Raw genomic sequence first — 11,317 nt, forward strand, 5'->3', positions numbered from 1 at the left:
GTAATGTACTCACTTGTAATATCTTCAAGTGTTCTTGAAGTTTCATACATTTTTTTAATTATTTTATCATCAATATCAGTAAAGTTTTTTGTCATAATAACTTCATAGTCATTAGCTTTTAAAACTCTATGTAATAAATCAAAAGCAATAGCTGAACGTGCATGACCTAAGTGAGAATCATCATAAACAGTAGGTCCACAAACGTAAATTTTCACTCTATTTTTTTCAATAGAGTGAAATTCTACTTTTTCTTTTTTTACTGAATCATAAATATATATATTATTCATTTTATTTAAATAAAGCTTCTAATGATGCTGTATCAGTTGTTTTTTCAACATTTGAAGAGTCATTATTTCCAGAAGTTGGTGTAGGAGTACTTCCTTCAATTTCAACTAATTCAATATCATATTTTGTAAGCATTGATGCTAATCTAATATTTAAACCAGATTTTCCAATTGCTTTTGACTTTTGATCACTTGGAATTGTAACAACTGCTTTTCCTCTTTCATTAAATCCAGGTGCTTTTTCAATTTTTACACTTGAAATAATTGCAGGTGATAAAGCTCTTGAAATAAACATTTCAGGAATAGTTGAATATTCAACACAGTCAATATTTTCTCCACTTAATTGGAAAGATACAGAAGAAATTCTAACACCTTTTACACCAACAACAGAACCAATAGCATCTATTTGAGGATCCATACTTGTTAATGCAATTTTAGCTCTAGAACCTGGAATTCTTGCACTTGATTCAATAATGATTTTTTCATCTTTAAGTTCAGGTACTTCAAGAGTTAATAAACACTCTAAGAATTTAGGAGAAGTTCTTGAAATATCAATTAATAAACCATTAGTTTTATCAATATTAACACCTCTTACAACAGCTTTTACAGTATCACCTACTTTAAAAGTTTCACCTTTAATTCTACTTTTTCTTTGAAGCATACCTTTAACTTCACCGATTTCAATAAAAGTATTTTCTTGTCTATCAATTCTAGTTACAACACCAGAAACAACTTTACCAATTTTATCTTTATATTTTCCAAGTAAGTTTTCTTCAATAAATCTTTGGATTTTATATTCAAAATTACTATGTAAAATAGTGGCAGCATTTCTACCCATATTTTCAAATTCTAAATCATAATCTAAGAAATCACCAATTTCTAAATCAGCATCAATTTCTTTTGCTTCTTCTAATTCAATAAAGTTTTCAGCATTGATTTCATTTCCATACTCATCTTCAACTTCACCAGTTAGTTTTTCATCGCCAGAAGCAACTACTTCAATTTTTTGGAAAAGTTCAAGTTTCTTCTTTTCTCTATTTACGTTTGCATCAAATCTTAGTGTTTCATCAACCATTTTTTCAGCAGTTTTAATTAAAGCTTCTTTTAGTGCATTCTCAACATCTTCGATTTTAAGACCTTTTTCATATGCAATTGAATCTAAAATATCTATTATTTTATCCATTAATAACCTTTTATTTGTTGACATTGAAAAGTAATATTTTTTTGGGTTTCAATGTAGTGTAGTCTATTATTATATCGAATTCTCCTTTTATATAAATAAAAGCAATTTTAAGCTAAAATATTTGGCTAATTAAAAAAGAAAAGGCTTGATATATGGAATTATTACTTGCAAGAGAAGAATTAACACAAAAACCTAAAAAAGTAGATTTAGATAAAATTAAAGAACAATTAAAAAAAGAAAATTATGAATTATTATACTTTGATAGAGATAACTCTCACAAAGATATGATGGGATTAGTTGATGCATTAGAAGATGATGGATTTAACGTATATTTCAGAGAAGTTAAATACGGTCTTGCTGATGAAGAATATATGTATGAGGTTCATGCACTTTAATAGGTGATAAAAAATATGAGTTCAAATAAAAAACTATTTATACAAACATTAGGTTGTCAGATGAATGACACTGACAGCCAACACATTGCAGCAGAATTAGAAAAACATAAAGATTATTCTCAAACTGATAAAATGGAAGATGCAGATCTTATTATTATTAATACATGTTCTGTAAGAGAAAAGCCTGTTCAAAAACTATTTTCTGAAATTGGACAGTTTAATAAGAAGAAAAAAGAGGGTGCTAAAATTGGTGTTTGTGGATGTACTGCTTCACACTTAGGAAAAGACATCATAAAAAGAGCTCCATATGTTGATTTTGTTGTAGGTGCTAGAAATATTTCTAAAATCAAAGACGTAGTTGATATTAAAGGTTCAGTTGAAATTGATATTGACCATGATGAATCAACTTATGAATTTGCAACTGCAAAAACAAATAAATACAGAGCAAGTGTAAATATCTCTGTTGGTTGTGATAAAAAATGTACTTATTGTATTGTTCCAAGCACTAGAGGTGATGAACTTTCTATTCCACCTGAAATGATTGTTGACCAAGTTCAAAAATCAGTTGATATGGGTGCTGTTGAAGTAATGCTTTTAGGACAAAATGTAAACTCTTATGGAAGAAGATTTAGTGATGGTAGAGAAAAATCATCATTTACAAAACTTTTACAAGAAGTTTCAAAAGTTGAAGGGTTAGAAAGAATTAGATTTACATCTCCTCATCCTTTACATATGGATGATGAATTTATTGAAGAATTTGCAAGAAATAAAAAAATATCAAGATGTATTCATATGCCTTTACAAAGTGGTTCAACATCAATTTTAAAAGCAATGAAAAGAGGGTACACTAAAGAATGGTTCTTAAATAGAACAGAAAAAATAAGATCTTTAGTTCCTGATTTAAGAATTACAACTGATATTATTGTTGCATTCCCTGGTGAGACTGAAGAGGATTACCAAGATACTTTAGATGTTGTAAGACAAGCTAAATTTGATCAAATCTTTAACTTTAAGTATTCTCCAAGACCTGGAACAGAAGCTTTAAAACTAGCTGATATTGAAGTTCCTGATGAAATTGGAAGTGCTAGATTAATTGAGCTTATTGAGCTTCATAAAAGACATTTAGAAGCTATTATGCCAACTTATGTTGGACAGACTTTAAATGTATTAGTTGAAAGCTTAAAACCAAATGGTGAAATTTGTGGATTTACTGATAATTATCTACAAGTATTTGCTAAAGGAAGTGATGAACTTCTTGGTAAGTTTGTTAATATTAAAATCACTGATAATACTAGAACATCGTTAAAAGGTGAAATAGTTCAGTAATGAAAAAATATTTTAAATTAAATATTTTGCCTTATATTTTATATATCTTGGTTAAAATTATTTATGCTACAAATAAAAAAGTTTTTCATCATCCTTCAAAATTGAATGATGATGAAGCTTTTATCTTTGTTATTTGGCATGGAGATTTGTTATCTCAGCCATTTAATTATTATAAAAAAAGACCAAATAAAACAGTAAAAGCAATGATTAGTCATAATAAAGATGGTGAAATTATTGCTAAACTTGTTAGAGTTTTAGGTATAAAAGCTATTAGAGGTTCTTCTTCTAAAGGTGCTGCTAAAGCTTTAATTAGTACAATAAAGGAAATTAAATTAGGCAATGATGTAGCATTGACTCCTGATGGTCCTAGAGGTCCTAGATTTTCCGTAGCTAACGGTGTTGTAGCCATTGCTCATAAGTGTAATGCAAGGATTATTGTTTTAAATTCTAAGCCATCATCTTATTGGCAATTTAATTCATGGGATAAATTTATCTTACCAAAACCTTTTGGAAAAATTGATTTTTATATGTCAGAACCTTATGATGTAACAAATTTAGATTTAGAAGAAGCAAAAGTATTCATTAAAGAAAAAATGATGATTAATGCTATGTATTAAAGAGTTAAAATAATAGGAATTATATGTTTAATAAAGAGTCTTTATATATTAATGCTATTAAATACGATACACAGTTAAAACTTGATTATAAGAAATTAAGTGATGATAATATTCTTGAATCAAACAATTCTGTTTTTTTAGTTAATGATGAAATATTATCTCATGATATAGCACATAAAATAAATAGTTCTCAAAAACTAACTCCTGTTACATATCTTTCTACACTTTTAATAAGTGATACAACAAGACTTGTTCCAAAAGCCAAATCAAGCCAACTAAAAGATTGTGAAATTGCTGAACTAAATTCAGAATATGATATTGCTGTATTAAAAACTACACTTTTTGAAACTAAAAACTATTTTGAGAAAACAGGTATTGATTTTATATACTCTTCTTTTCATATATTACAACATCATTTAGAACAAAATGTTTGTAGAAATGAATTATTAATATTTTTATTTAATGATAAAGCATTTATTGTAATTGTAAATAATACATCTTCAATTGTATATAGTAAAACAATTGATTTACCAACTTTTGAATCAATTAAAAAAACTCATTTTTATGAAAATGATGTTGTTGGTCAAAAACTATTTGATGAGATTTATTATTTAGAATTAAATAAAATCATAAATAATACACTAAATGAATTTTATGAAAAAGAATCAAAAACTTTTGTTGAAAAAATTACAATTTTATATGTAAGTAAACAATTAACAAAAGAGCAAATTGATTCATTAAGTGATGAATTTCTTCTTAGTATTGAATATCATGCTATAAATATTGATGAAGAGATATTTGAGTTATCTAAAGATAAACATTTAAAAAAGAGTTTTGTAAAACCTAGAAAAAAAAGCTCTAGTAATTTTATTTTTAATTCAATTATATTAATATTTTTTATTGCAGCATTTTTTGGTATTTATAAACTTTATATAAATATTGATGAAAAACCTAGTACAAAAATTGAAAAAACTATTTCTGAAAATATCATCAAATTACCTAATCATGTAATGATAAATTCAATCATTAAAAAAAGAGTTGAATCAATTTTTAACTCTATTCCTTATGATGTAATTATCAAAGAATTAAAGCTTGACGAAGATAATTTAATGCTAAAAGGTACATTTTTAAGACAAGATACATTTATTAAATCTGTTCAACCTGAATTAGAAAAACTATATAGTTCAAATGTTTTAATTAATGAAAATAAAGATAAAAAATACATTTTTGATGCAATTATTAAATCAGAAGATGAAATAGAAATTGACAATATTACATATAATAAATTTACAGGTAAGTATATTGTTGATGAGTTTTTACCAATTTCAAGAGTAAGTGAACAGTTAAAAATACTTCTTCCTCAAAAAGAAACAATAGTAAAATTTAAATCAAGTAATAATAATGATATTACAAAATATAACTATTTAATAAGTATGCTTGTACAAACACCAAAAGAGTTTTTTGAAATTTTTGAGGTATTAAATAGAGAGTTATATTCTATTAATATTGCATATCCTATAAATATGACTAAAACTCAAGCAGGGATAGAAGTAGAGTTTAATTTGGTATTTAATCAACCAAAATAGATAGCTTTATAAACTAAAAACTTTTACCAAGTTTTTAGTTCATTATATATTGAATCTCTTTCAACTGGTGTAAACCCAGAATTCTTAATTAAATCAACAAACTCTTTTACAGCAACACCTTTCGCACTTGAAGCTCCAGCTGCACTTTGTATTGATTCTTTCTCAATTGTTCCATCAAGGTCATTTGCACCAAACTCTTGTGCTATTAATGCAAGCTTTACAGTTGATGTTGCCCAATAAGCTTTTACATTTGAAATATTATCTAAAACAATTCTAGCAATTGCATATGTTTTTAGTACTTCTTGTCCTGTAATTGGTGCATCAACTTTTAAGAAGTTATTTTCAGTTTGATATACAAGAGGAATAAATGCATTAAAACCACCTGTCTCATCTTGTAAATTTCTTAGTCTTAGCATATGATCAATTCTATTTTCTCTTGATTCTACATGACCAAATAACATAGTAGCATTGCTTTGTTTTCCTGCTTTATGCCATAGTTTGTGGATTTCTAACCACTGTTCTGATGTTACTTTTCCACCACAGATTTTTTTACGAACTTTTTCATCAAATATTTCAGCTCCACCACCTGGCATAGAATCTATTCCATGTGAAATCATCATTTGAATTAACTCTTCATATGTTAAGTTATATTCAGTACTTAAAAAATGAATCTCAGCAGCAGTTAAAGCTTTTACATGAATTGATGGGAAGTTTTCTTTGATTTTTTTAAATACATCCATATACCATTGTAATCCTGTATGTGGATTATGTGCTGATACAATATGTACTTCTTTAATATCATTTTTAGAAGAATTTTTTACAATATCTAAAATTTCTTCGTGTGATAAAGTATATTGTTGTGGATTTTTTCTACTTGCACTATAAGCACAAAATTGACATACATCTTTACAAATATTTGTTGGATTTATATGTCTATTTATATTAAAATATGTTTTTTTACCATGTTTATTTTCTCTAATTTTATTTGCATATTGAGCAAGAGTAAATAAATCTAAATCATAAAGTTTAATCGCATCTTCGTAATCTAATCTTTCATTGTTATCTAATTTTTCTATAATACTCATTTTATTCCTATTTACAATCTAAATCTTTAGTGTACTTATTATCTTTTCCTCTATGAACAAAACCTGAACAAGTCTGTCTTAGAGTATTATCATAAAACATTATTTTATATACACTACTTTTATATCTTGTTTTTTTATCTTCAACACTTAATCGATTGATAACTTTAACTTCTTTTATATTTGTATGACCTAAAGTTGCAAGAACTTCGGTCATTTTTTCTTCTTTTAAGGTTTTTAGAACCATAAAAATTGCTAAACCAGAAGCAATTAAGATTCCAATTATGATAACAGTCTTTTTTGGTAATCTTCTTATTTCATTACTCATTATCACCACTTTCCATTAATGGTTCAAAAGAACATTTTTCACCATCATAATACTCTAAAGTTCCATCTTCGATTCTATAATACCAACCATGAATTTGTAAAGAACCATCTTTGATTTTTCTTTCAACATCTGGGAATGTTAGTAAGTTTTCCATTTGGTGAACTACTGAAATTCTCTCAGTTGCTCTATAAAGTTTTTCTTGGTCACTTTTATCTTGAATTGCTAAAAGTGTGTACTCTTTTGCTCTTTTCCCTAGTTCTAGCCATTTTTTAACATGCACTAAATCAGGTGAATCACCAATATCTTTATATAAACTTTTACAAGCTCCACAATGAGAATGTCCACAAATAATAATGTGCTTAACACCTAAAACAGAAACAGCATATTCAATAGCAGCAGAACTACCATGGTAATCATCATCAGGACTATAAGGAGGTACAAAGTTACCAACGTTTCTTAAAATAAACATATCTCCAGGTTTAGTATCAAGCATTAAATCAGGTGTGATTCTACTATCACTACAACCTACAAATAAAATTTCAGGTTTTTGACCATGCTCAACTAACTCTTTTATATTTCCTTCAAACTTTGGAAAACTTACTTCTCTAAATTTTTGGTTACCTTTTATTAAATCATTGATTATCATATTAATTTCCTCTTATTACTTGTTGAGAAGTAGGTGTAATGATAGTGATTTTTTTAATACTATCTGATTCTCTTAAATCTACTTCAATTTTATATTCAACTAGGTAATCAACTTTATGACAAGAAAAAAGTCTTGTATATTGTGATATTTCTAGTACTTCACATTTTTTCATATTGATTGTATTATCTGCAAACATTGCTGTTAATGATAGTAAACATATTAAAATTATTTTCATTTTACTTCCTTTAAGATTGTACAAACATCATTTAATTGTTCTTTATTTATATCTATTTTTGCTATTAGACGTATTATTGCACTTTTTACTGTTGGTTGTCTAATTGCACCAAGTAAATAGCCATTTTCTTGTAAAATAGCTTGTATTTCTTTAACTTTTTTATTATCACCTATATTAATAGGAATAATTAAACTTTGTGATTTTATATTTAAAACTTCTTCTATAATATTTAAATTTTGTTTTATTTTCTCTTTTAGTATAGATTTATTTTCAATTATATATTTTAAAGATTCAAGTCCTAAAGCAATATCAAATAATGATGGTGCAGTAGAATATATAATTGGTTTTGCTCTATTTACTAAAAAATCAATTACATCATTTGAAGCTAAAATATAAGCACCATATGAGCCATAAGCTTTACCTAATGTTCCCATTTTAATATGATACTTATTTGGTGTGATATTATAATGATCAAAAATACCAAGTAGATTCTCACCTATAACACCAGAACTATGAGCTTCATCTACAAGAAGTAAGGCTTCTTTTTTTTCTGCAAGGTCAAATATTTCTTTAGGTGCTAAATCTCCACCCATAGAGTAAACACCTTCAATAGCAATAATATTTCTACCTGTTCTTTTGTTTTGTGAGATTTTATTTTCTAAATCAAAGTAATCATTATGTTTAAAAATAATCACTTGTTCAGTTTTTAAAAGTTTTGATGCAAGTATTCCACTAGCATGATACTCTTCATCTATAAAAATAGTATCATTTTTTCTGCAAAGTGCTTCAATCATAGCAATATTTGCTAGAAATCCTGAACCAACAGTAACTCCTGATTCAAAGTTATTTGTTTTGCATAATAACTCTTCAAAATCTTTATGTATTTGATTATATCCATTTACAAGCATGGATGCTTTTGGCGCAGTGTATTGTTCTTCTAAAACTCGTTCATAAGCTTTTTGAAAAATATTTTTATTTGTTGATAGACCCAAATAATCATTGGATGCAAGGTCAATTAAATTTTTATCAAATACTTCTCTAGTTCTAAAACGATTTGATTTTTTAATTGATTGTAGTTCTTTTGAATACAAAAAGTTCTCCATTTGTGTTTGCCTATGGTATCAAAAAATGACTAAGAAATAGTTGAATATAAAATTTATCTTATGCTAGTTTATTGCTACTAATACTTGTTATTATTTCTATACTAATTTTATATACCAACTAACAAATTAATAAAAAAAGAAGATTCATCAAAAGGTGAACTTCTTTTATAATATTTAAATAGCAATATTTTCCAAGACTTTTAATTATTTCTTCTGTATTATCTTTTTTATGAATAAAAAAACTAATAATAGAATTTTTAAAATACCAGAACTTCCATACTTAGAATTAAAATATTCTAATACCTTTTTTGAGTGTTCTCAAAAACATTATCATAATATGCTTTGTATTTTAGGCCTAAAAAAAGGCAGTGCAAAAATTATGATTAATGATGAGCAAATAGTTTTAAGAGAAAATAAATTAGTTATTATTAATCCAAATGAAGTTCATTATTCAATATTGGATGAAATAACACAAGATTATTATGTTGTTTATATTGATAGAACATGGTACCAAAATTTACAAAAACATATTTTTAAGATTGAGCAATTAATTTCTTTGCCAAATGAAATTGTTGATTTAGATATTTGCTCTAGTTTTTTTGATTTATTTGAGTATTTATATGAAAACAATGATGTTATTGAAAAAGAATTAAAACTATTTGAATTTTTAAAACATATTTTAAATAATGCTTTTTTTGATAATAAAGTACTTGAAGTAAATAAAACAACACAAATAGCAAAAGAGTTTAAAGAGTATATTGAAAATAATATCTCTTCAAAACTCACCTTAACTCAAATATCAAATGCCTTAGGTTATAGCCCTTATCATATTATTCGTATTTGTAATCAAAACTTTGGATTATCAGCTAACGCATATATTGTAAATAAAAGAGTTCATAGAGCAAAAAAACTAATTTGTGATGGTATTGATATTTCTCAAGCTGCAAGAGAAGTTGGATTTTATGACCAAAGTCATTTAACAAATGTCTTTAAAAAAGTTTTTGCATTAACACCAAAAGCTTATCAAAATGATATACAAAATAGTATTACAAGGGAAAGTAATAATGAGTAGTTTTAATCTATTAGATAAAAATAGTAATTTCAATATTTTATTAGCAGGAATAATAGGATTATTTATAGGTGTTGGAGTTGCTAGATTTTCATATACTTCACTTTTACCATCAATGTTAGAAGATAATACTTTATCTTTAACATTTTCAGGAGTTTTAGCATCTTTAAATTATGTTGGTTATTTATCAGGTTCTATTTTTGCAATTTTTATAAAAGATATAAATACTAAAGTAAAATATTTTAGACTTGGTATTATTCTTTGTATTTTAACAACCATTATAATGGGAATTACAACAAATGATATAGTTTGGTTATTAGGAAGAATAATTGCAGGTTTTGGAGCAGCAATGGCATTAGTTGTAGGCGCTGCCATTGTAATGATGAAATTAAACTTTGAAGATAAAACAAAAGCTATGGGAATATATTTTTCAGGTATAGGAATAGCATTAGCAAGTTCTGATATTATAAGTAGATATGTGTTATCAATATCTACCTGGCAAAATTCATGGATAATCTTATCTTTATGTGCTCTTCTTGTGGCTTTTTATCCTTTGTATATTTTATCTTTTGATAAAGATCTTAAACAAAATGTTCAAAAACACCCTTTTAATAAGGCTTTATTTTCTCCTTTTGTAATAATTTTAATTGCTGCATATTTTACAGAAGGAGTTGGATTTGTAATTCAAGGAACATTTTTACCAACAATTATAAAATCACTTGAAGGTCTAGAACAATATGCTGGACTTACATGGTTACTTGTTGGACTTGCTGGTATTCCTGCTGCTATTATTTGGATGAAGTTAGCTCATAAATATGGAAGTATAAATATGATTATAATTGCCATGTCTATACAAATAGTTGGAATTTTAATACCAACAATGACTACAAATGTTTATTTAAATCTTTTTTGTGGAGTTTTATATGGTGGAACATTTACAGGTTTAGTTGCATTATTTATGAATCTTGGTGGAAAATTAGCAGGTGCAAATCCTGTTATGTTAATGGGTGCATTAACAACTGCATATGGAATAGGGCAAGTTACAGCACCTTTATATGCTGTTTCTTTGACGCAATGGACAGGCAATTATGATTATGCATTATATGTAACAGCAACTATTGTATTCTTGGGTGTTTTAATGCTTTTAATAGCAAAAAAAATTCAAACATTAAATCTATAAAGTTATATTTTCAAGTAATTCGATTGATTCATCAGTAACAATAATAGCATCAATGCAAAAAGCAGGATTTATTTTTTTACTTTGAATATAGTAATCTACACTTCGTTTGATTTTACCTAGTTTTGAGGGTGTTATATTATTTATAGCAGTCTCATAATCAGGAGCTGATTTTACTTCACAAAAGTGATAGATATTATCTTTTTTAGCAATAATATCTATTTCACCTAGTTTTTTAGCATAGAAATTTTGCTCAATGATTTCATAATTTAAATCTTCAAGAAAA

Annotated in this window: 13 protein-coding genes and 1 pseudogene; 6 read left to right on the forward strand and 8 right to left on the reverse strand. The window is 26.3% G+C overall.

Going from position 1 to position 11,317, the window contains the following annotated elements; genetic code table 11:
- Together ACERKK_RS06735 and nusA are read right to left on the reverse strand one after the other, a co-directional pair.
- Window positions 1-287, reverse strand: a pseudogene (locus ACERKK_RS06735) (cysteine--tRNA ligase); the annotation flags it as partial.
- Window position 288: 1 nt separating this feature from the next.
- A complete protein-coding gene (gene nusA / locus ACERKK_RS06740) occupies window positions 289-1,467 on the reverse strand; it encodes a transcription termination factor NusA (RefSeq protein WP_373772322.1) in 1,179 nt (392 codons plus the stop codon).
- Between the two features lie 152 nt (window positions 1,468-1,619).
- Between nusA and ACERKK_RS06745 the strand changes: the two genes are divergently transcribed.
- Genes ACERKK_RS06745 through ACERKK_RS06760 form a run of 4 tightly spaced genes read left to right on the forward strand, consistent with a single transcriptional unit; the run spans window position 1,620 to window position 5,391 of the window.
- Window positions 1,620-1,862 (forward strand): HP0268 family nuclease, encoded by a 243-nt coding sequence (locus ACERKK_RS06745; protein WP_373772323.1) that lies wholly within the window; start codon window positions 1,620-1,622, stop codon window positions 1,860-1,862.
- 15 nt (window positions 1,863-1,877) lie between these two features.
- Complete coding sequence (gene miaB / locus ACERKK_RS06750; RefSeq protein WP_373772324.1) at window positions 1,878-3,188, forward strand: tRNA (N6-isopentenyl adenosine(37)-C2)-methylthiotransferase MiaB; 1,311 nt, start codon at window positions 1,878-1,880, stop codon at window positions 3,186-3,188.
- Window positions 3,188-3,805 (forward strand): lysophospholipid acyltransferase family protein, encoded by a 618-nt coding sequence (locus ACERKK_RS06755; protein ID WP_373772325.1) that lies wholly within the window; start codon window positions 3,188-3,190, stop codon window positions 3,803-3,805. Before miaB ends, ACERKK_RS06755 begins: the two co-directional genes overlap by 1 nt.
- A gap of 23 nt (window positions 3,806-3,828) precedes the next feature.
- Window positions 3,829-5,391, forward strand: a complete 1,563-nt coding sequence (locus ACERKK_RS06760; protein ID WP_373772326.1) for a hypothetical protein — start codon at window positions 3,829-3,831, stop codon at window positions 5,389-5,391.
- Window positions 5,392-5,414: 23 nt separating this feature from the next.
- On the opposite strand, the gene mqnE is transcribed toward ACERKK_RS06760, so the two are convergent.
- From mqnE to ACERKK_RS06785, 5 genes are read right to left on the reverse strand one after another with little or no spacing between them, the layout of a single operon-like run.
- Window positions 5,415-6,476, reverse strand: a complete 1,062-nt coding sequence (mqnE, locus tag ACERKK_RS06765; protein WP_373772327.1) for an aminofutalosine synthase MqnE — start codon at window positions 6,474-6,476, stop codon at window positions 5,415-5,417.
- Window positions 6,477-6,483: 7 nt separating this feature from the next.
- Window positions 6,484-6,801, reverse strand: coding sequence for a hypothetical protein (locus ACERKK_RS06770; RefSeq protein WP_373772328.1), 318 nt, complete (start codon window positions 6,799-6,801; stop codon window positions 6,484-6,486).
- Window positions 6,794-7,447, reverse strand: a complete 654-nt coding sequence (locus ACERKK_RS06775; protein WP_373772329.1) for a carbonic anhydrase — start codon at window positions 7,445-7,447, stop codon at window positions 6,794-6,796. The genes ACERKK_RS06770 and ACERKK_RS06775 overlap by 8 nt, the downstream gene beginning before the upstream one ends.
- Before the next feature lies 1 nt (window position 7,448).
- A complete protein-coding gene (locus tag ACERKK_RS06780; RefSeq protein WP_373772330.1) occupies window positions 7,449-7,682 on the reverse strand; it encodes a hypothetical protein in 234 nt (77 codons plus the stop codon).
- Window positions 7,679-8,785, reverse strand: a complete 1,107-nt coding sequence (locus ACERKK_RS06785; RefSeq protein WP_373772331.1) for an aminotransferase class I/II-fold pyridoxal phosphate-dependent enzyme — start codon at window positions 8,783-8,785, stop codon at window positions 7,679-7,681. Before ACERKK_RS06785 ends, ACERKK_RS06780 begins: the two co-directional genes overlap by 4 nt.
- A gap of 229 nt (window positions 8,786-9,014) precedes the next feature.
- Here ACERKK_RS06785 and ACERKK_RS06790 point away from each other — a divergent pair, with 229 nt between their 5' ends.
- Window positions 9,015-9,857: an AraC family transcriptional regulator gene (locus ACERKK_RS06790; RefSeq protein WP_373772332.1), complete on the forward strand. Its 843-nt coding sequence runs from the start codon at window positions 9,015-9,017 to the stop codon at window positions 9,855-9,857.
- Window positions 9,850-11,034, forward strand: coding sequence for a YbfB/YjiJ family MFS transporter (locus tag ACERKK_RS06795; RefSeq protein ID WP_373772333.1), 1,185 nt, complete (start codon window positions 9,850-9,852; stop codon window positions 11,032-11,034). Before ACERKK_RS06790 ends, ACERKK_RS06795 begins: the two co-directional genes overlap by 8 nt.
- On the opposite strand, the gene ACERKK_RS06800 is transcribed toward ACERKK_RS06795, so the two are convergent.
- On the reverse strand, window positions 11,029-11,317 hold a 289-nt coding region (locus ACERKK_RS06800), incomplete at its 5' end, for a YraN family protein (protein ID WP_373772334.1). The genes ACERKK_RS06795 and ACERKK_RS06800 overlap by 6 nt on opposite strands.

This window comes from Poseidonibacter sp., from assembly GCF_041821165.1.
Taxonomy (GTDB): Bacteria; Campylobacterota; Campylobacteria; order Campylobacterales; family Arcobacteraceae; genus Poseidonibacter.